This is a genomic window from Shewanella denitrificans OS217 (assembly GCF_000013765.1).
In the GTDB taxonomy this organism is placed as follows: domain Bacteria; phylum Pseudomonadota; class Gammaproteobacteria; order Enterobacterales; family Shewanellaceae; genus Shewanella; species Shewanella denitrificans.
The window spans coordinates 236,458-258,496 of the sequence record NC_007954.1 but is presented as its reverse complement, the minus strand read 5'-3'; the positions used below and the strand labels follow the sequence as shown (position 1 = coordinate 258,496).

Below are 22,039 nucleotides of genomic sequence, written 5' to 3'. Positions count from 1 at the left end.
TTTAAATTTGCCGAGTTTACGTATATTATTGCGCCCTTATTTGAATGCTTAAGGTGCACACGATGAATTTAGCCGCTATGGATCCCAGTAATTACGACGCACAGTTAGCCGAGAAAAAGCGCAAGCTGTCTGAGGGTTTTGCCGAATTCGCCCCTCCTGAGCTTGAGGTTTTTGCCTCAGAACCTGCCCACTATAGAATGCGCGCTGAATTTCGCGTTTGGCATGAAGGCGATGACCTGTACTACTATATGTTTGATAAAGTGTTAGACGCTAAAGTCCGCTGCGAGCAATACCTGCCAGCCTCAACACTCATCAATGCCATCATGACCAGTTTAGTTGAAGAACTTAGGCCGAATCACAGTCTGCGTCACAGATTATTCCAAGTGGATTTTTTATCTACCTTAAGCGGTGAAATCTTAGTGTCTTTGCTTTATCACCGTCAGCTTGATGAACAATGGCAAGTTGAAGCCGCAGCATTGAAACAGCGTCTCTCTAGCCAGTTTAATGTCAATATTATTGGTCGAGCCCGTAAACAGAAAATCGATCTCGATAAAGATTTCGTCGTTGAAACCATTAAGGTCAACGGCCAAGATTTGCATTACAAGCAAATTGAAAACAGCTTTACTCAGCCTAATGCTAAAGTGTCGATAAAAATGCTCGAGTGGGCCATCGATGCCACCAAACAAAGCCAAGGTGATTTGCTGGAACTTTACTGCGGCAATGGTAACTTCACTATTGCACTGGCGCAGAATTTTAATCGCGTATTAGCCACCGAGCTCGCTAAACCTTCTGTGGGTGCCGCCCAGTACAATATCGCCATTAATAATGTCGATAATGTGCAGATCATTCGCATGTCAGCTGAGGACTTTAGCGATGCTATGGCCAAGAAGCGCAGCTTTAGGCGCTTAGAAGGCATAGATTTAGACAGTTATAACTGCAATACCATTTTTGTCGACCCGCCAAGAGCCGGCATTGATGATGAAACCCTAAAGTTAATCCAAGGTTATGAGCGTATCTTGTACATTTCATGTAACCCTGAAACCCTCAAAGATAACTTACAAACCTTAAGTTCAAGCCATAAGATCACCCGTTTTGCACTGTTTGATCAATTTCCTTATACCCATCACATGGAATCCGGTGTGCTGTTAGAACGTAAATAATCTTCATTGCTCATGTTATAGCTACAAAAAAGGCGCATTGATTGCGCCTTTTGCATTTCAAACTCAATTTATATTTATGCCTAACCTCGGCTATCCATCTTGTGCTGTAAAGCTTCGGCGCCTGTTGCCACCATACGCAATTGCAACACCAACTGGTCGGCCAATAACTTACGCTCGCTGCGCTTAAGATCCAGTGCCGTTGCGCCCGCATTAAATACTAAGATCACTAAAGCCTCGGCTTGCGCCCTTGCCAACAAAGGATTGCGCTTAGCATTCGCTTCGGTGTAATGGGCAAGTTCAGAAATAAAATGCTCAATCTCTCGTTCAACCGCCGCTCTAAATGCCGCAGAGGTACCCGAACGCTCATGAAGCAAGATCCTAAACACGTTTGGATTCGACTCTAAGACTTCCATAAAGGTGTCCACAGAAATACGGATCACGCTGCCCCCGGCTTCAGCCCGCTGGCGACCTTTACGCATCATCTGCCTTAAGGTTAACCCGCCTTCGTCGACCATGGTCAATCCAAGCTCGTTCATGTCTTTAAAGTGGCGGTAAAATGAGGTCGGCGCTATACCCGCTTCTCTTGCAACTTCTCGAAGGCTCAAACTGGAAAAGCTACGTTCTGCACTGAGCTGATTAAAAGCTGCATCAACCAAGGCGCGACGGGTTTTTTCTTTCTGCTGCGCTCTAACACCCATAAACAAGATCCGTTCAGTAAAAATTAATTCACAGATAATACCGTTTTTAAATTAGAAACACAGCCTTGTTCGCCTTGACCCAAGTGCAGTGCTAAGCTAAATTAGCTTACAGATGTACGCTCAATGCGAAATTTGGAATAATAAATGAAAAACCCCCCTATTATCTGGCTCAACACCCTCTTGTTTGCGCTCACCTTACTCGGTGCTCTGGTATTAGTACCCTGGCGTGGATTAGCTCATGGCTTCGATGCCATAGAGTGGGTCGCCTTTGTGATATTGGCTTATGCCAGTGGCCTTTCTATTACCGCGGGTTACCACAGACTCTGGTCACATAAAGCCTACAAGGCTCACCCTGCTATGCGCTTTTTATTTGCACTAGGTGGCGCATTGGCGTTACAAAACAGCGCATTACATTGGTCATCGGATCATCGGATTCACCACAAACATGTGGACAATAATGATAAAGATCCCTACTCAGCCAAGCTAGGCTTTTGGTACAGCCATATTGGCTGGATGCTACGCGAGTACCAAGCGAGCCGCTATAGTAACTACAATAACGTCCGTGACTTACAAAATGATCGCATCGTTATGTGGCAGCACAAACATTATCTCGTGTTAGTGATTCTGATGAACATCGGCTTGCCTGTTTTCTTAGGTTGGCTTAATGGTGATATCTTATCCATGCTATTGATTGCTGGTTTATTACGCCTAGTTGTAGTGCATCATTGCACTTTCTTCATTAATTCTTTGGCACACATTTGGGGCTCACAACCTTACACAGATAAAAATACCGCCCGTGACAATGCCTTCTTAGCTTTGCTCACTTATGGTGAGGGCTACCACAACTTTCACCATATTTTTGAGAACGACTATCGCAACGGTATTAAATGGTGGGATTACGACCCGACCAAGTGGTTAATCAAATTATTAAGTTGGTTTGGCTTGGCCAAAGATTTGCGCAAGGTGCCTCAAGAGCGCATCGAAAGTGCCCGCTTACAGATGCAGTTGCTCAGAGTACAGAACAAAGTCGCTCATCTGCCTAACTATGATGAAGTGGTGGCTAAGTTAGAAGCTGAGTATGAGCTAATGAAACAACATTTAATTGCATACTACCAAGCAAAAAAAGCGCTAATCGAAGCCAGAGCTAAACCGCTGGCCTACCAGCAGTTAAAATCCCAAGTTGACGAGCTTAAAGCCAACTTACTTGCCCAACAACAAAATTGGTACGCATTAACCGCAAGCTATCGATAATTTGCGCTTTATAAGCCCATATCCGCTACGGCCACCTTGCACGGTGGCCGTATCTGGTTATGATGAACGGCTAAATAGCAAACTCGGGCCAAGTTCATGACAGACACAAAAATCAAACTCACAGAATACAGCCATGGCGCAGGTTGCGGCTGTAAAATATCTCCTCAAGTCTTAAGCACTATCTTGGCTTCCAAGCTTCCTGTATTTACCGACAAAAATTTACTTGTGGGTAATCAGACCCATGATGATGCCGCTGTTTATAAACTCAATGACGACACAGGGATTATCAGCACCACCGACTTTTTTATGCCAATAGTCGACGACCCATTTACCTTCGGCCGTATAGCGGCAACCAATGCCATCAGTGATATTTATGCCATGGGCGGTACGCCCATCATGGCCATTGCTATTTTAGGCTGGCCAGTGAATAAATTGGCCCCGGAAGTCGCCCAGCAAGTGGTTGATGGTGGCCGTCAAGCCTGTGCTGATGCGGGCATTATGCTTGCGGGCGGTCACAGCATAGATGCACCAGAGCCTATTTTTGGCTTAGCGGTAACAGGTCAAATTCCACTTTCTCAACTGAAACAGAATAGTACCGCCAAAGCAGGTGATAAGCTCTATCTCACTAAACCTTTAGGAATAGGCATTTTAACTACGGCGCAAAAACAGAAAAAACTGCAAGCAGAAGATGAGCATATTGCTGTTGATGCCATGTGCACTTTAAATAAAATTGGCGTCGATATCGCAAAAATAGCTGGGGTTAATGCCCTTACTGATGTGACAGGTTTTGGCTTAGCGGGACATTTAATCGAAGTGTGCCAAGGGGCTGAACTGAGCGCTCAAATCGATGTCGATGCCCTGCCTTTGTTAGCCAAAGTGAAGCAGTATCTCGCTTTAGGCTGTGTCCCCGGTGGTACCCATAGAAACTTTGACAGTTACAGCGCTTATTTACCAGAGTTGAATGATGAGCAAAAAGCCATTCTATGCGATCCACAAACTAGCGGCGGTTTGTTGGTCTGTGTCTCTGAGGCGTCGGAAAATAGTTTAATCCAGCTTCTTGAGAGTCAAGGCATTACCGCTAGCTGCATAGGTAGCTTACAAGCGGTTAGCTCAGATAAGTTAGTGGAAATTATTCAATGACTCGCCAGATAATTCCAAGTTCAGAATTTGCTAGCCTATTTCTCCAGGCTCGGCCGCTCATCGATGTACGCGCTCCGATAGAATTTACCAAGGGCGCCTTCCCTAGTGCGATTAATTTACCCTTGATGAAAGACAGTGAGCGTGAAAAAGTGGGCACTTGTTATAAGCAGCAGGGTCAAGAGTCAGCGATTAAACTGGGTCATGCCTTAGTTAGTGGCACGGTCAAAGAGCAGCGCATCGCCGCATGGCGTAAGGCAATTGAAGCGAACCCCAGCAGTTATTTATATTGTTTTCGCGGCGGCTTACGCTCTCAGTTAAGCCAGCAATGGATTAAGGAGGCGGGTTTTGACATCCCTTATATACAGGGCGGTTATAAGGCGTTAAGGACATTTTTAATTCAGATCTTAGAGTCCAGCGCTGCACTTAATTCTATGCTCATTCTTAGTGGCAGAACCGGTAGCGGTAAGACTGACTTTCTGCAGCTTAGGGACGAAGCCGTTGACCTAGAGCAATTGGCAAATCACAGAGGATCTAGTTTTGGTAAAAACCTTGACCCACAGCCTAGCCAAATTAACTTTGAAAACCAACTGGCTATCGCAGTGTTGCAGCATCAAACTAAGCATCATAGGCACTTGTTACTTGAAGATGAGAGCTTTTTGATTGGCCGCTCAGCCTTACCTAAAGCCTTTTACAACTCGATGCAACATGCTGACATAGTGTTATTAGAAGAAGATGACGAGCAGCGCTTACAACGTTTATTATTCGATTATGTGGACAACAAACTAGCAAGCTTTGTGAGTCGATTAGGTGACGAAGCGGGTTTAAAGGCCTTTGGTGATTACCTAAATGCTAGCCTCAATGGTATAAAAAAACGCTTAGGTGGCAAATTTCTACAGGAACTATTGGACTCAGTAGCCCGCGCCTTAGCACATCAAATCAGTCAAAATGATACTAGTCTGCACCTAGACTGGATCTCACAGTTGCTCACTCGCTATTACGACCCCATGTATGACTATCAACTATCCCAAAAACAGCAAAGGGTGTTGTTTAAGGGCGACCATGCCAGCATGCATGCTTGGTTAGATGAACTAAGAAAATAAAAAAGCCTGCATTAGCAGGCTGTTTTATTTACGGACATTATTGCCTTAAGAGCCTGATATCTATTAGCTCATATACATAATTATCAATTTGGCTTGAACGAACTCCAGACTGCTCTCTGCTTCTTTTGGCTCGCTGTTGGCGATACTCATTAAATTGACTTGGCAAATGGGTATTATAGCCATAAATCATCACATACATCTTAGGATTAGTCATCCTCTCAAACTTTAACTCAATTTCACTAGGGAGACTTAATTCAGGCATAACCCCAGTTAATGGTGCTTCTACACTCCAGTCTGCAATCCCATTTTCACCAAGCCTTACAGAAAGCAGTATTTTTCCTTTACCTATTGTTGAAAAATCATAGTTCGTCGGACCATCATTAACCATGCTGCTTAGGATTACATCTGTCTGTTCCAGAAGCTGAAACTGGTTCTGCGGCAATTCTAAAAACTGCTCCACAGTTGGGTTTGTCACTCGCTTTTGAACACTTGAGAAGTAGTATAAATCGCCATACTGATTTCCCCCCATGTTTTCATCGAAATATGAGGACACAAAATTATTCGCATACAAATTTGGAAATATTTGTGGTTCGTGTTGCCATCCAAGCCAATTAATCCGACCATACTCAGTTTCAGAGTATGTTCTAAAGCGAGTATTGAATGGTTGGAATGGAACAACAGAGGCAGTCAACAAGACACCTACATTATTACTGTTACCAAATAAACTACTTGATATCAAAATAGTCTGGCTAGCATCCTTACCGTTTAGATCAAGTTCAGCTGCAAAGCCACTGACGCCAGCCTGGCTAGGCATCAGTACTATAGTCACAGGCGCATAGCGTTCATTATTCTTACAGTAAGTTTGTGTGATTGATTCATTGCTATTGATTAATGGAGTAAATCCGCCGTAAACAGCCTTGACTTCACTGACATCAAAAGTGAAGGTTTCACAACTACAGCTATTATCTAAAGAAGCTTCTCTATATCTCAAAACACCAAAATCACTAGCAACCGCATCGGTATAAGTGTTGATTTTAGTTTCACCATTAACATCCACAGCAATGGATATATGTTTAGCCTCGGCTGGCCAATCAATATTAACCTTACCATCTGCCGCACTTTTAATTTGGCTTAAAATACTGCCATCTTGACGGTGAAAAATAATATCGGCACCAGATACTGGACTGGTAATATCACACTTATACGCTTGATACTGTAACTCTAATGTTAATTTAGCTGTTGGAGTTGGTTTTGCCGTGGCTGCTGAATCCTCAGAGCCGCTAGAGCCTCCGCCACAAGCAATGAGCTGCATTACAAAACTCAACAAAATGACTATTTTTACTCGCATATATCCTCAAATTTTTTGCATCGATAACAATAAATGGAGGCAATAATAATGACAGCTTTAAAAACAAACAAGTTAGTTACACATTTTTTACAGCATTTATATTTTAAACAACTCTCCCCAACCAAGTTGAGGACTGCCCACCACCATGAAGTTAGGGTTTTCTAATGATTCACGTAGGTTATAGCTTAATGGCTGCTGGGTTAAATCCATTAAATTGCCGCCGGCTTCTTGAATAATGATCTGCGCAGCGCCTGTATCCCATTCACCCGTGGGTCCCAAACGCACATAGCAATCTGCTTTCCCTTCCGCCACTAGGCAACTTTTAAGGGCTGCACCGCCCATGATAACCAGTTCTGCATCGGCTTGAGAGTCAAACAAATTCAACACTGAGAAGGGATCTTGCCTACGACTAACAGCAAAACGCAGCCTATCACTTTGAAAGGATGTCAGCGCTTTACTGTGGATCTGCCTTTCACCCTCATGGTCACGTTTGAAGGCGCCTTTCCCAATCATGGCGTAATAGCAAGTTTGTGTCATGGGCGCATACACCACCCCCATAACTGGGCGATTATTCTCGACCAAGGCGATTATTACCGAGAAATCATCACTGCCAGCAATAAACTCACCAGTGCCATCGAGAGGGTCAACCAGCCAATAACGCTGCCATTGACTACGCACACTCAAAGGAATATCTGCCGCCTCTTCACTCAGAATAGGAATGTCTGGCGTCAATAATGCCAATTGCTGGCAAATTATTTCATTCGACGCTAAATCTGCCGATGTCACAGGCGTGTTATCAGACTTCAATTCACGATCATACTCGCCCTGTAAAAAAATATTACGGATAGCAATGCCACCCATTTGGGCAATCTTGATCACGGCTTCAATGATGTCTTCTGGCTTCATATCAACTCCAATAGCCGACTGCATCTTTGCGAGCCGTCTGCTTACTACTTTTGGTACCCAGCTTATTGGATAGGCTGAGGTTTACGAATACGTGTTAGCTAGTTACAGCTTAGATGCTAAATATTGCTGAGCAAGAAATAATGCACTTACACTACGAGATTCGGAGAAATCGGCCGTATCGAGTAGCGATTGCCAAGCGGTCAGCTTCCAAGGTATGACTTCGATAGGTTCGGGTTCATCGCCTTCTAAACGGCTTGGAAAAAGATCCTCGGCGATAAAAACCTGCATCTTACTGGAAAAATAGCCTGGCGCTAAAGATAGCTCTTTGAGTAAAGTGAGCTTATGACTGCCAAAACCTATCTCTTCTTGCAGTTCACGATTAGCAGCTTGCTCGGCAGTTTCACCAGGATCGATTAAGCCCTTTGGAAAACCTAGCTCATAATTGTCTGTCCCTGCGGCATATTCTCTCGCAAGCAGCATGTTCCCTTGATGAATGGGAACCACCATCACAGCGCCTCGGCCACTTCCACGCATGCGCTCATATTGACGCTCCACGCCATTTGAAAATTTAAGGTGTATCTGCTCGATTTGAAATAAGCGACTCTTAGCGATTAATTCCGTGTGCAGTATCTCTGGCTTTATTGGCCCCTGAGTCATTGCAACCTCATCAAATGATGTGATGTTAATAAAGGTCAATCTTATACCAAACACGGGAAATATGTGACCTGTTTTCTCGCCATTAAAATGAATAAACAACGAGAAAGAGTCACGGAATGAATAGATAGCAGTGAACCTTTGCCGGCAATAAATAACAAAAAAGGGCTTACGCCCTTTTCATATTAATACTTCACACGCTTAAGACTAAGCTTAGTGTTATCGACTCAGACTTAGAACTGGTAACGCACACTGAGCTGGTAACTTAACACATCATTTGGCGCCAAGGCATAGTAGTTAATCCCCAGCCCCATAGACCAGTGCTGAGCCAAGGCATAGTCAAAGCGCATGCCAGCGTACCAATCTGTGTCATCGAGTTTAGTGGTCAGGCGCTGACCCTGTGAGTCACTGTGTAACTCAGACTCCCAGATAAACACCCCAACTGGCACTGAGAAGCGCCAGCCTTGATGTTCCATTAAGGTAAACCTTGCACCCACAGTCACCCCTTGTGGTAACACAGGTGACACCAACTTCATCAGCTCATGGTATTGACCCGCATCTAAGCTTTCGCCACTGATTTGCGCCGAGCCTTCACCTAAATCCAGGTAGCCAAGCTCAAATGCCAGCAGTGGCGTCACTTGATAGCCCAGACTTAAGCCCACGCCTGTGTCTGAGTTATCAAAACCGCTGATTGTCCCTGCCGTGACTTCTTGCTGCAGCTCCATTTGGGTTTTATCTGTCTCGCTCACACTTAAGCTCGCGTCCAGATACCAAGGGCTCGGCGCCGCTTGGACCTGCATGACACCCGCCATGGAAAGGAGCCCAGCCAGCAACAGCTTGCCCTTAAGTCTTAGGTTAAGCCTATTGCTAACGCGTAACATCAGCGCCATTAGCAGTGCCGCTACCCAAGCCCAGCCTAGGCTACCACCAGATTGGTTATCCACCACTTGAGCTTTGTACGCTTTCACGCTGACCATCACATTGGCCGTCGCTTCACCGTCCAAACCATCGCTGATGCGGTAGCTCACTGTGTCTATGCCTTCAAAACCCGTTTTAGGGGTATAACGCAGTTGGTTGTTTTCTATCATCACACTCCCTTGCTCGGCACTGGCCGCAATAATGCTTAATGCCTGGTTGTCTGGGTCGCTGTCGTTAGCGAGGACATTCAGTATTAATACCGTCTTATCATCGGTGCTCGCCATGTCATCCACGGCGACGGGGGCACGGTTGGCCACCACGGTTACCGTGAGTTCACTGCTGGCGGTGCCACCCTTGCCATCGCTGATACTGTATACCAACACATCGGTGCCGATAAAATCAGCCGCAGGGGTATAGCTTATCTGCTGGTTATCCAGCACCACTGCCGTGCCAAACTGGCTGCTCACTTGACGAACAGTTAGGGTATCACCGTCTGCGTCGGTATCGTTCGCCAGCACATCAACCTCAGTGCTCTGGTTCACAGGTACTATCACCGCATCGGCAACCGCCACTGGTAAACTGTTGTTATTAAGCATCACAGCCACCCCGCCCGGGTCAACAATAGTGCCATTGGCAATACCGTCATCATCGTTAGGACCGCCATCTTCTATGCTTAACTGCACACACCAGTGACCTTCGGTTAATCCCGGTTGCCACTGTGCAGCGCCAGGCGGTGGGCAATAACCCGAATTACCCGCACTCGACATCACTGAATTGTTGGTATTTAACACAAAGTCCTGCCAGTTACCGCGCACAAACTTGCGATACACGGCATTGGTAGGCACGGGCCGCGCTTGAGGAATAACAACCGCAACACTGGCACCCAATCTAGGGATAGCAGTAAGTTCAAAATCGAACAGACCACCCAGGTTATCCGCTAGCGTATCCTTAATGAGGGCACTGTCTGGCACTTGAATGCCTTGGCTACCATTAAGCTGCGCCGTATTACCTAAGCGTAAACACACCCCAGACTGGCTTTCAGCTAGGAAAGTTTGTTGCGAACTAGCCTGCTCTTGCAGCACGTTACACTCGTTAATCGCATCCAAATAATCCGCAATGCCATCACCGTCTGTGTCGGCAAAGCCTTCTTGGTTATCAGGAATTAAATCGCCATCGCTATCCGCGCCAGTCAACACAGGTAGGCTGTCTTTTACCAACAAGGTTAACTGCACCTTGGTGGATAACTGCGGCGTACCATCGTCAGTCACCACTAAGCTAATGGGGTAACTGCCTGCATCGAGCGTGCTTGGGTCAAAGTAGCTGCCATCGGCATCTGTGTCTAACACCAGTGCGCCTGTGGACCAGACCTCAGTGAGGCTATCTTGCGGGTTCACATCGCGGCTTTTCGCCTTGATGTACACCTTGCCTTCCGCTTTGCTCACTTGAGTGCGCTGTTCATTCGACTGGGTCACCACTATGCTCGCCTGAGGCGCAATATTCGCTTCAGTAATTAATAACCGCGTCTCACGTTGACCACTGAGGTTCAGGCCTGAGTCTAAGCTGATAACTAACTCTTCATCCGCTTCCGTGACCCCATCATCGAACACATTAACGCTAAAGCTTGCAGATAAACCTGAGGTTATCTCCACCACACCATCGACTAAGTCATGGTCATTGCCGTCACTGCTGCCAGACACGGTATAAGGTACGCTCACAGGGTACTGAGGTGATGGGCCGTTTAAGAACACGCTTACCTTAGCTTCACTGCCTTCACTGACCACTTGATTGCGGCTAATGGATATCAGCGGTTTTACCGTCACTTTTTGTGACTTAATCGCGCTGCGACCTTGACTGTCTGTGGCTTGCCAATAGGCGACATGCTCACCCGGTGCAAACAGTTGCTTAGTGTTCACCAAAGATACCGCAAGCTTCTTGCCTGAGGCATCCACCGCTGTCGCGACGCCAAGCTTAAGCTTAGTGAACAAGCCTGTCGCATTCGCAGTAATGTCTGCAGGCACGGTAATCACAGGGGCACCAGCTGAGTTTTCACCGGTAATAAGCAATTGCACCTTGGCATTACTGCGACCCTTATGGCCATCGGAAATGCTATAACGCAGTGCCACTGGGCCAACAAACCCCGTTGGCGCTTGGTATTTAAGCTGTGAGCTAACGATTTGCACGCTGCCCACATCGGCCGCCGCGCCATCGATAGTCAAGGTATCACCATCGACGTCGGTGTCATTGTCCAATACGGCTAAGGTATAGCTGTTGTCCGTGGACAGGCTCTGGCTGATGCTGTCATCCACGGCCTTGGGTTCATCGTTAACCGGATTGACCTTGATGCTCACCACGCCAGGGGTAGAACTTAGCTCGGCATCTTTGGCAATAAAGCGCACACTGTCATCACCGTTAAAGTCCGCATCTGGGGTGTATAACCACACAGAACCGTGCTTAACTAACTTGCCCGATGTCGGCGGGGTTACCACTTCAAAACTAAGTACATCATCTTCTGCATCCGTGGCAGTAAAGCTTATGGATAAGGAAGTATCTTCATCCAAACTCACGCTGGCATTAGTCGCCACTGGCGCGCTGTTAGCACTCTGTGGGGTCACGCTGTTAGATGCAGCAGAGGCGGCACTGACACCGGCTGAATTGGTGGCCGTGACACTAAAGCTGTAAGCCGTGCCGTTACTTAGACCTGTCACTGTAAGAGGCGATGCTGCGCCCGTCGCAGTGAGTCCACCAGGGCTTGAGGTAACGGTATAAGCCGTAATCGCTACGCCGCCATTGCTAGCAGGCGCGCTGAAACTCACGCTAGCCGAAGCATCACCTGCGGTTGCTGTGCCGATTGTAGGGGAACTTGCCACCACGGCATTAACAGTGAAACTCTGACTCACTTGAGCTGCCGGTAGGTAGGCACTATTACCCCCTTGATTCGCATTAATAGTACAAGTGCCCGCAGTCACTAAAGTCAAGGCACCGCCACTGGTGATGCTACACACACCAGCAGTCGATGAGGTAAACACAGGCACTAAACCTGAACTTGAAGTTGCCGTTAGTGTTGGAGTAGTACCAAAGTTTTGCGCACCAGGATTAGCGAAGGTTATTGTTTGCGAACCCATGGGCGTAACGCTATTAGATGCACTAGAGGCTGAGCTTTCCCCAACTAAATTTGTGGCTGTTACGTTAAAGCTGTAGGCAGTACCATTAGTTAGACCTGTCACTGTGAGTGGTGAAGCCGTACCTGTGGCCGTGAAACCGCCAGGGCTTGAAGTGACGGTATAAGCCGTAATTGCTGCTCCGCCATTGCTAACGGGTGCGCTGAAACTAACACTCGCTTGCCCATCGCCAGAAGTGGCTGAACCAATTATTGGTGCACCTGGTATTGTAGCGGCATTGCTTACAGTGATGCCGTTACCAGTCAAATCCGCAATATTAAGCGCAGGATCCGCGCCTGTATTCCAATCATCTGCCGCAGCAATATTATAAGTCACGGCACCATTTGAGCTGGTGCCATTTTTATTGAGGCGACTGATCAGCTCGTTTTTATCAGTACTATTAAGGGGCACTGAAAAACTACTGCCATTGGTAATTTCAACGCTGCTTGACGTTAAGCTATAACTGCTCGCATCACCACTGAGGGTGAATTTGGAGATATCGATATCATTTGTTCCGCCAGTTTTAGACACAAGTCCGCTACCAGTGACCACTAACACTCCAGTACTGGCATCATAAGTTGCACTGCTAATGGAAGGCAAAGAAACATTCGATACTGTAATAGCATTAGAGGCATCTGCAATGTTACCGCCAGTGATCTCACTGTTCCAGTCATCGGCTGCGGCTAAATTGTAAGTCGTGCCACTAGTCGAGCTGGTGCCATTTTTATTGAAAATGGTCTCAACCACGCCATAGTCAGTGGCATTTAGGGTAACGAAAAATGAGCTCGAGCTGGTAGCTTCGACATCTGGAGACGTCAAAGTATAGGTCGCGCCACCTTCTGCCGTAAGAGTTAATAGACTAACGCTAATGTCATTGTTGGCACCGGGAAGACCAACCAAATTGGTACCTGTGGCGGTGAGTACGTGGGTGCTGCTATCGTAAGTGGCAGAGGTAATGGTGGGCGCACTCACATTACTCACAGTGATGCTATTGCCTGTTAAATCTGCTGGTGCTGATTTTGTGATATTCCAATTAGCAGCAGCGGCCAAGTTATAGGCGGTACCGTTAATCGCATCAAAACCGTTTTGATTTAATAGACCGTTAATTGCCAGTTTATCGGCAGCATTTAACGTGACAGAAAAAGCGCTTGAGCTGCTGGCTGTCACATTGGAGCTAGTAAGGGTATGAGTGGCGTCATTGCGACCAGTTAACGTCAGTTTACTCACATCTATGGTGTCACCCGTAGTCATGCTAGGTGCTGTGACCGCTAACACCCCAGTGCTGGCATCGTAATTGGCACTGGTAATACTTGGTGGGGCGGTAACAGTGAACACTAAGTTATCAAGGCCATTTCGCCAACCCGAGGCCGAGTAAGAGTAGGTTAACGATGTTACTCCAATCCAATTAGAGGGTGCATGTGTGGTAACACTGCCCGCCAGCGCGCCGTCGTTATCTGCAATGCTAAAAGGTGTGCCAACATTGGGCGTCAGCACATAATGGTTGCCTGTTGAGTTATTAGTAAACTCTGCTATTTGAATCGAAGATATGGTGATTGGAACATTGAATGTCACTGTATAAGTATCAGCTCCGTTCATGACACTGGGGTCTAAAAATCCTGATGATACACCAGCGAGATTACCGCCATCAGAACGTGTGGCCGTCAAAGTCGTAGTACCATCATCTGCTGTTGTCATTACTGTTGGCGTTCCCCCACCAGTGTATATCGACATAGTAAACTTAGCCGCCATAAGCTGATTGGAACAAAGCAACAATGGCAAGATAAGCAACCACCGAAAGAAGAGTGTAAATGGCCTCTTTTCTATTAATACATTACTTCTTTTACAGAAGCGTTCAAAACACGACCTGTAAAGGTTTTTCAACAAAATATTCATTGGCACCCTCTTAAACTTAATTTGATTATTTTTTAATGTTTATCATTTTAGAGCATAAAAAAATGTACGTCACAATATTTATCAAGTTATACACCGGCTTATCAATATAAACATTGATCAGTTTTGGTCGCTCATATACGGTTTCCCATCACTCACATTAACGATTAAAAATCAACAACCTACTTTAAAGTAGTTTTAATCAATCGTCATAGTGGATTTAATTGTTGCGCTAACAGTATTAAGACCATTTATTAATCAAAAAGTACTAGGTGCCGTTAGTGTTCGAATACACCTTTTGACTGATGTTTTTAAAAAACGTGAATATGCCACGAATCAATATTCCAGCCAAGTCACAATTATCAATATATCGTTAGACAGAAACATTAACAAATAGCCACTTTTTACCTAAGTGGCTTGCAAATAAAACAAATAGCTGGCTATAAGTAAATAGCACAAAATACTAGAAGTACAAGGTTGAAATAATTGTTATCTCTAGTCTAGCTCGTCGCAAACCATAGGATTCAAAATGTTTGATTGGAATACCATAGATACTGTGCTTTTAGACATGGACGGCACCTTGTTGGATTTGCACTTTGATACGCATTTTTGGCTTACACTAGTACCGCAACAATTAAGCCAGCAAAGGAATATACACCTGCACGCGGCAAAGACCTTAGTGGAACAGGCCTATAAAAAGGTGCAGGGCACCTTAGAATGGTATTGCTTGGATTATTGGCAGCAAGCATTAGGTTTGGATATTTTAACGTTGCATTACTCCATTGCAGAACGCATTCAGTTGCGTCAAGACAGCATGCCGTTTTTACAAGCCTTGGGGGCAGCCAATAAAAAGCGAATTTTATTTACTAATGCCCACCCTAAAAGTTTAAGCCTGAAGCTTGAGCACACTGAGCTTGCATCGGGATTAGATGCCATCCTATCTAGTCATGAAACGGGTTACCCTAAGGAACATCCAGAGTTTTGGCGTCATGGATTGGCAAAATTTAACTTAGACCCTGCTCGCTGCCTGTTTATTGATGACAGCGAAGTGATCCTCGCCGCATCGCGCCGCGCTGGTATTGGCCACCAGCTTGGCATAATGAATCCAGATAGCAAAAAGCCTAATAAACGGTTCAGCGACTTCCCTGCCATCGATGATTATCACTTACTCTTGATGGATTCACGTTCGACCCCGCTCAGCTGATAAGAAGCGAGGGGAATATCACTGAATTAGTATAGATTCAGCACATCACACTGTTCCTGAACTTGTACTTAGTGCTGCAAACAATGATCTTAGTGTCAAACAAAACAATATCATTGCTAGGGACCGTGACGAAAATACCGCTAAGCCCAGAGAAAAAAATCGTCTAACTCTTCTCGACTTTACTACCGCCAAACCCCACCACAGCCTAAGTTTCAGCAGAGAAGTTCAACTCTACACTTGCTTGCTTTCCCACTCATCACTTAAATCAAAATGCTGATATTGAACATAAAATCGGCTTTAAAATTGCTATAAGGCTGATAATATGTTCAAATAATACTTAGTGCACTAATAGTTACACTTATAATCAGATTGCTTATGTTTTTAGTAGATTATGAGTTCGTCATCATTAGTGTTGTTTTCGAGCAAAAAAGGAATACCCATGACAAAGTTAAAGAAATCTATCCTTACCCCACTTAATAAAGTCCGTAAACAAAGCCGTTACTTAGCCATTGACCTGTTACAAAAAAGCTGCTTAATCGCGGTATTAAGTACTTACGTATTTTCATTTTTAGTTAGCACTAAAGCTAATAACAAGCGTTAAGCTTAGTCATTATCTTTATGTTTGGTCTTAAGGGGTTTACGCCCCTTGACTAACCTCCTCCTCTGCTTCACCTTCAAACCTCACATACTTCAGCTAGAACAAACTCAAGCCTTTTAGAAAAGAGGCCTCTCAGATATTACCCACACCGAAATAAGCACGTTGTTAAACCGCTAACATCATGAGACAAACTCACTACTTCGTCATATAGGCTGACACATCAGCCACAGACATGGGCTCTATAATGGCAAACCCTTGCACTAGATTTATCCCCATTGATTTGGCCTTGGCCATGACTTCTTGCTTTTCAACTCTAGTGGCCACAACTGGTACATTCATCACCTCACCGATGGCTTTTAAAATAGTCGCCAGAGCTTGAGTTTTAATGTTTTTCTTATCATCCATTAGTAAACGGCTATCAATTTTTAGACTGTTCACTTTCAACTTAGTGAGTTGTTTAAGTGATAATAGCCCCTGCCCGAAGTGGTCGATATTACATAGAATCCCATGCTGGGCTAAGGCATTAATTTTAATTTCACTGCGGTTAGCATCGATTGCCAGTGTAGGTTCATCTAAGTCTATTCTCAGCCAAGTTGTCGCGACTTGATATTGCTGACTTAAAGCGCGACATTTATTTTCAATATCTAATGACAGAAATTGATCCGAACGTAAATTAATACTCACAGGAATAGACGCAATCCCCTGCCTTTGCCATTGTTGATAGTCACTAAATGTCGTCATTAGCATCCAATCGACAAATTCAGGATTAAGGTGATTTTTATCTATCGCACTGACAAATTCTTGTGCAGCAATAAACCCAAGAACTGGGTGTTGCCAACGCGTAAAAGCCTCTAAACCAACAATTTTCTTTGAACGACTGTCGATAATTGGCTGGTAAACCATCTCAAGTTCTTTATTTTCAAAAGCCCGCAATAATTGATTCCTAATGCTTTCATCGTTAGTTTTCTCTAACAACATACTAGGCTCAAAGTGTTTAAAGCCATTGCGACCACTTTTTTTCACTTCATACAAGGCTAAGTCAGCCCCTAAGAGCAGTTCAGTTTGGCTTATGGCATCGAGCGGGCAAATTGTGATACCGATACTGGCACCAATTTCAATATTTTTTCCTTCAATCAAAAAGGGTCGCTTGACCTCTTCGACCATCAACTTGGCTATTCTCTCTATATCACCTTTATTACTGATCCCCAGCTGGATGACAGCAAACTCATCGCCACCCAATCTTGCAACCATATCCTCACACCTAAGCAAGGCCTGCAACCTTTGGGTGACCTGAATGAGTAACTCATCACCAACAGCATGACCATAAGTGTCATTGACTGGTTTAAACCTATCTAGGTCAATCATATAAATCGCAAACTGCTGGTTAGCCTCCAAGGCTTGCTGTAATGCTGATTTGAGCTTTCTTTCAAACATTAATCGATTTGCGATTCCAGTAAGTGGATCTTTTAAGGCTATTATTTCTAATTGATTTTTTTCAATCAGCCGGACGAGTTCACAACGAATGTCTTCAGCCATTTCAATATCAATCAAGTTCCACGGCTTAGCTTGCCCTCCCATGACCTCGGCCCAGGTCAAGAAAGAGTTTCTCGGTGTCAACGCACTGGTAGACATGTCCTGTTCATTGTGACTTTGTGGTTTACCAGCCCAATTTACAGTCTCTATTTCTTCACGGCGAAATAGTACGATAAAGTTTTGCTGATTTAGCGGTAAAAACAGTAATCCACTGGCAAATTTGACTAAGGCTTTGTTCTGCTTAAAATCCTCAACAACTGTGTGCCTCGACATCACTTGGTGGCGATCAAATTGCGCCAACCAATTGCCTAATAAACTCAAACTCAACTCATCTGGAACTTGACCATGATAATAATCTTCCCCATCTATGTGGTGCCAAATTCCATCAGCATTGAGTAACGTTTTAATTTCAGATATTTGACTCTTGATCGCTTTAAACGCATCTATACTGCTCTGCATTGCACCTCGTATCTCGGCAAACTCCACCTTGTAGTGATAGCGCTGAAAATCAATTTCGGCTCTGAGTAATCCAGACATGTGCAAACTGGTAATTTGTGATAATTCCTCACATAGTTGTCTGGTTTCAAATGAAAGGTATTTAGCAGTCATATTATGGCAGGCTAGTAATCCCCATAGCTGGCCATTACACACAAGGGAGACACTGAAAGAGGCTTCAACAGCTAAATTTTTCAAATATTGAATATGGACAGGATGCACAGCCCTAAGTTGAGACCAAGTAAGATCTAATTCGATATTATTGTTTACAAAAACCAATGAACTGGTTGGCTCCACCACACTGGCGATTAATCTTTGTTGATTAAGGGTGTAAACCCGCCTCGAAGAGTACACGGTCAAAATCAATTAGAGTCGCAACCTTGTCCATCAATATCCGAGCACAGTCTCTTGCCTTGGTTGCCTTTTTTAATTTGTTGATAAATTCAGCCTTTTCATGGCTTGCGGCTAACTCTTGAGTGTCTTTAGCCCACTCAATCTCAACAATACAGCACTCATTTACGCTGTGATGAGCGATAATACAGGATTTTCCATTAATCTTTGCTTCGGACATCCGACTCATGGTGAGGTCTTGACCTCTGTTTATCTCACGCATTTGTGCTAAGACTATGCCCTGAAGCACGGTATCCCAATGACGGCCTAATATATTGTCACTGGTCAACGATAAAAAACGCTCCACATTGTCCGAGCAGGCAATCAAGGTATTGGTTTGTCTATCTATCACCAACATGCAGCCATAAGACTGGATTTTATCTGTCTTGTGTAGCTCTGCAATTTTACAATTCCCAAAAGGTCCATTTGCCATAAAAATCACTCCTTAATCGAAAAATGTGAATGAAAAATCTCAAAAGTCTTCTTGGCTGCGGCCAACGCTTCTTTCTTTTGGTTATCTAGAATAATTATCTGATTAATGTGGGTTATTACCTCAGGCCAAGAGTTTGCTAATTGGGATAACTGGCTAAAAAAAATTAATGTCTCCGGTGAGCTAAGCTCAAGACTTAGTTGAATTTTAGGTAATAAAAACTTTGCGCCCAAAGCACTGCCCTCCAGCACATAACGCGCACCCCAATAGTGAGCGGCTGTGGAAATTTGCAGTTGGGGGACATCATGACTACCAGGTATAGGCATGCCTAATTGCATGAGCTCATGACGTAAATTGGAAAGGCGTGCCTGGTAAGCTAAGGCCGGTTGTTTGTTCTGCGGACTAGAAATTAATGTCGTTTCTATCACCGAATAAGCCTGATAAAAACAACTAAGGCATTGGTGGTACTGTTCGCGGTCTAACTGACGACTCGCCAGCGCAACCAACAATGGGAGGTTATCTAGTTGAACATGTAACGCGCGGGTATGTTGTTTTAGATAGTCTGTAGCCATCGAGGTCACAGGACTGTTTTTTATATTTATATCAATTTCTTGACTTTGTTTGGCGGCAAGGAAAACCAAGGTGTAAGCTCCAATATCATTGGTAACAGACACAAAGTATAGCCAGCATTATTATTACCGATTAAATCTTTATCCGCTCAATACGCTAACAAAAAAGTACAAGGTAACAGTCATATCGGCTTTCCCAGCGATAGCGTTCCAAATGATGCCTCGCTTAATATATATAGCTTTTAGTTACTCATCATCACATTGCGGCCGGCCGGCGGCATAGCAACTGGGTTGCCTAGGGCAAACTCCGCCTCGAGAGCAGATAAGCCGAGCTTCATTTTTAATGCCGCGCTCTATCCAATTGATATTAAGGATTTTGGCGACACTGGTTAAATCTTGCTTAATGTTTTTCGGAATGACTACAGATCCCCCTGAATCCACACAAGCCTGTTTTAAGTCCTGAGCTATGGTGAGCGCGTCTTTACCTTGAGCTTCAATGGCGGGATTAAGATCAATTCCCGCACAAAGCACATGGGCATTACCGGCGGAATCTTCTACTTTGATTGACTCACAACAGTAAATTCTAGGCTCATTGCCCACATTCAAAATGGAAATTTGCGCCGAGGTTCCGACTGTGGGCTCATTGATCATGCGAAATACCGCCCAGTGCTGACAAGGGTCCTGCACTAAACGCATATTGCCCCAAGGCAGTGGAATACCATTGCCTCGATACACGGCCTGCAGTTTTCCTTGGGCGTAGGCATCAAAATAGTGCCAATGGGGATAAGGGGATACCACAGTCATACGCCGCATTGCCACCGACGCCGATACCTGCAATTGTTTATGCACATCGATTTCATAGCCGCAGCGATCTAAAAGCTGCCTAAAGGGCACTTTGGGGCAAAGTAAGGCTCCGGCAAAAAAGCTTGATTCAAAGTCACGCCATGCATGAAGAATATCCTGAGCATTGAGTGAGTTAGATTGAGTGCCATCATCGGCGCTATCTTCCCTACGTCCAGAGGTCATCACGCTTTTAAGGCCATCTTTATTGTGTAAAACGCAGTGACCTATATGCACGGCCAAGTCGTATTTCAGCCTGTAAGGTCTATTTTTTAGGGCTTTATTGACATAAATGGTGCTTGGAGGCTCAAAAAATGACGTGACCAGCTGACGGGAACTCAGCCCCATTTCGTCGATGACTTCTTGGGGAGTGGCATCTATCCACTTGATACGTAGGCCCATACCCTTAGCGATATCGAGCATATCATCGGCGCTCAGGGGCATGCGCTTCTGGCCAATCTCTTCTGCGGCGCGCTCGAGATCGGGGAAATGGTTTTGATGATGCTCCTGATGCGCGCGGATCAACAAATGGGCGAATTGACGACCTGTGGTCCCGGTTTGTGACAACATTTCAGGGATGGCGATTTGTAAGATATCGTTAGAAAATAAAAAACTTGGCTCTAACGCCATGCCGCTTATCCCCCCATGACGGCCCTTATCTGGGGTAATGGCAGCCTCTTCCGGTACATCATCGAGGAACCACTCTACTTCCTTTTGAAACACAGCGGCAATCACGCTAAGCATAGCGGCGCTTGGTACTCGTTTGCCACGCTCTATCATGGATAAATAGGATACCGAGGGGGCAGAACCCGCATCCATGCGCACGCAGCGCGCCGACAAGTCTTCCATGGTCAAATGGTTGCGTTTACGTAGATTACGTATCTTGGTTCCCAAAAAATGAGACTTTCGCATTAGGCTTTGATCGTTACGCATTTTGTAAAATTCACACTGTAAAATTTTTATTGTGAAATTGTAGCGAAAATTGTTTTAGACTACAAACTAAGCAATGGGAACAAGCGATATTTTAAGCCTGAGCACATACACAATTGAAAGCATCACTTAAATAATTGCATCAACAAGACTAAAAAGGATACAGCGATGAATATGTCATTAATGAATAACGTTCAGACTAATCAATACCTTGACTCTAATACAGAGACAAACAACGTCGCTGCCTTAACTCAGGGTGTGGTGGCAACGTCAACGCCGAGTGCAAAAGCAAAACAATTCCTCGACCGCCACTTCCCACTTTCACAAGGTTCGCACCTAGAAGTGATGAGTTACTTAGTGTATTACACTCACCTGATTGCCTTTATGGCCGATGGCAGCCAAAGTGGCCTTAAACGTCCTCGCCAATTTGTGGCATTAAGTGGTCACAAGAGCGAGCCAAGCTGCCTAGTATTAAAAGATGGTAAAACTCACCTTGCCATCAATATTGACCGACAGGGCCCGTTAGGTAGTCAAGATCTGGCTGGCGTCAATGATGTATTACTGCAGACCATGCCACATACCAAGCTCACTCAAGAATGGACCAGCCTGCTTAACCAAGACATGCTTACTAGGCCATTAAGTGTGACGGCTAAAGATGGCAGTGATTACTGCCTATAAGCTAGATATTTACCTAAAGCCTGAGCCAAGCCCTTAATCGAGGATTTGGCTCAAGTTTTGCCATTCCCTCTCTGTCTTATCATCATCAGCAAGGTTATACTCGGGACCTCATTCAAGGGATCATACAAGCCTACATTCACGCTTTGATC

Annotated in this window: 16 protein-coding genes; 7 read left to right on the top strand and 9 right to left on the bottom strand. The window is 44.9% G+C overall.

Going from position 1 to position 22,039, the window contains the following annotated elements:
* Window positions 1–62: 62 nt before the first annotated feature.
* A complete protein-coding gene (trmA, locus tag SDEN_RS01225) occupies window positions 63–1,160 on the top strand; it encodes a tRNA (uridine(54)-C5)-methyltransferase TrmA (RefSeq protein WP_011494695.1) in 1,098 nt (365 codons plus the stop codon).
* An 80-nt stretch (window positions 1,161–1,240) separates the two neighbouring features.
* Here trmA and fabR read toward each other — a convergent pair whose 3' ends face one another.
* On the bottom strand, window positions 1,241–1,858 hold the full coding sequence (fabR, locus tag SDEN_RS01220) for an HTH-type transcriptional repressor FabR (protein WP_011494694.1): 618 nt from the start codon (window positions 1,856–1,858) through the stop codon (window positions 1,241–1,243).
* Window positions 1,859–2,002: 144 nt separating this feature from the next.
* Here fabR and SDEN_RS01215 point away from each other — a divergent pair, with 144 nt between their 5' ends.
* The 3 genes from SDEN_RS01215 (at window position 2,003) to mnmH (ending at window position 5,349) form a co-directional block, all read left to right on the top strand.
* Window positions 2,003–3,109 (top strand): acyl-CoA desaturase, encoded by a 1,107-nt coding sequence (locus SDEN_RS01215; RefSeq protein WP_011494693.1) that lies wholly within the window; start codon window positions 2,003–2,005, stop codon window positions 3,107–3,109.
* A 96-nt stretch (window positions 3,110–3,205) separates the two neighbouring features.
* Window positions 3,206–4,249: a selenide, water dikinase SelD gene (gene selD / locus SDEN_RS01210; RefSeq protein WP_011494692.1), complete on the top strand. Its 1,044-nt coding sequence runs from the start codon at window positions 3,206–3,208 to the stop codon at window positions 4,247–4,249.
* Window positions 4,246–5,349, top strand: a complete 1,104-nt coding sequence (gene mnmH / locus SDEN_RS01205) for a tRNA 2-selenouridine(34) synthase MnmH (RefSeq protein ID WP_011494691.1) — start codon at window positions 4,246–4,248, stop codon at window positions 5,347–5,349. The genes selD and mnmH overlap by 4 nt, the downstream gene beginning before the upstream one ends.
* A 37-nt stretch (window positions 5,350–5,386) precedes the next feature.
* On the opposite strand, the gene SDEN_RS01200 is transcribed toward mnmH, so the two are convergent.
* The 4 genes from SDEN_RS01200 to SDEN_RS01185 form a co-directional block, all read right to left on the bottom strand.
* Window positions 5,387–6,697, bottom strand: a complete 1,311-nt coding sequence (locus SDEN_RS01200) for a hypothetical protein (RefSeq protein WP_011494690.1) — start codon at window positions 6,695–6,697, stop codon at window positions 5,387–5,389.
* 96 nt (window positions 6,698–6,793) lie between these two features.
* A complete protein-coding gene (gene cysQ, locus SDEN_RS01195; RefSeq protein ID WP_011494689.1) occupies window positions 6,794–7,603 on the bottom strand; it encodes a 3'(2'),5'-bisphosphate nucleotidase CysQ in 810 nt (269 codons plus the stop codon).
* Between the two features lie 102 nt (window positions 7,604–7,705).
* Window positions 7,706–8,260, bottom strand: coding sequence for an ADP compounds hydrolase NudE (gene nudE / locus SDEN_RS01190; protein WP_011494688.1), 555 nt, complete (start codon window positions 8,258–8,260; stop codon window positions 7,706–7,708).
* 230 nt (window positions 8,261–8,490) lie between these two features.
* Window positions 8,491–14,028: an Ig-like domain-containing protein gene (locus SDEN_RS01185; protein WP_049762913.1), complete on the bottom strand. Its 5,538-nt coding sequence runs from the start codon at window positions 14,026–14,028 to the stop codon at window positions 8,491–8,493.
* A gap of 724 nt (window positions 14,029–14,752) precedes the next feature.
* Here SDEN_RS01185 and yrfG point away from each other — a divergent pair.
* A complete protein-coding gene (yrfG, locus tag SDEN_RS01180) occupies window positions 14,753–15,427 on the top strand; it encodes a GMP/IMP nucleotidase (RefSeq protein WP_011494686.1) in 675 nt (224 codons plus the stop codon).
* 439 nt (window positions 15,428–15,866) lie between these two features.
* Window positions 15,867–16,028, top strand: a complete 162-nt coding sequence (locus SDEN_RS20415; protein ID WP_157599808.1) for a hypothetical protein — start codon at window positions 15,867–15,869, stop codon at window positions 16,026–16,028.
* Window positions 16,029–16,220: 192 nt separating this feature from the next.
* Here the strand turns inward: SDEN_RS20415 and SDEN_RS01175 are convergent, their stop codons facing one another.
* The 4 genes from SDEN_RS01175 to SDEN_RS01160 form a co-directional block, all read right to left on the bottom strand.
* Window positions 16,221–18,407, bottom strand: coding sequence for a bifunctional diguanylate cyclase/phosphodiesterase (locus SDEN_RS01175; protein WP_198134621.1), 2,187 nt, complete (start codon window positions 18,405–18,407; stop codon window positions 16,221–16,223).
* A complete protein-coding gene (locus SDEN_RS01170) occupies window positions 18,376–18,876 on the bottom strand; it encodes a bacteriophytochrome-like protein (RefSeq protein ID WP_011494684.1) in 501 nt (166 codons plus the stop codon). The genes SDEN_RS01175 and SDEN_RS01170 overlap by 32 nt, the downstream gene beginning before the upstream one ends.
* 5 nt (window positions 18,877–18,881) lie before the next feature.
* Window positions 18,882–19,547, bottom strand: coding sequence for a biliverdin-producing heme oxygenase (locus tag SDEN_RS01165; protein ID WP_041405624.1), 666 nt, complete (start codon window positions 19,545–19,547; stop codon window positions 18,882–18,884).
* Between the two features lie 141 nt (window positions 19,548–19,688).
* Window positions 19,689–21,215 (bottom strand): DUF3612 domain-containing protein, encoded by a 1,527-nt coding sequence (locus tag SDEN_RS01160; RefSeq protein ID WP_011494682.1) that lies wholly within the window; start codon window positions 21,213–21,215, stop codon window positions 19,689–19,691.
* A 165-nt stretch (window positions 21,216–21,380) separates the two neighbouring features.
* Here SDEN_RS01160 and SDEN_RS01155 point away from each other — a divergent pair, with 165 nt between their 5' ends.
* Window positions 21,381–21,890: a malate synthase gene (locus tag SDEN_RS01155; protein WP_011494681.1), complete on the top strand. Its 510-nt coding sequence runs from the start codon at window positions 21,381–21,383 to the stop codon at window positions 21,888–21,890.
* The last annotated feature ends 149 nt before the right edge of the window (window positions 21,891–22,039 follow it).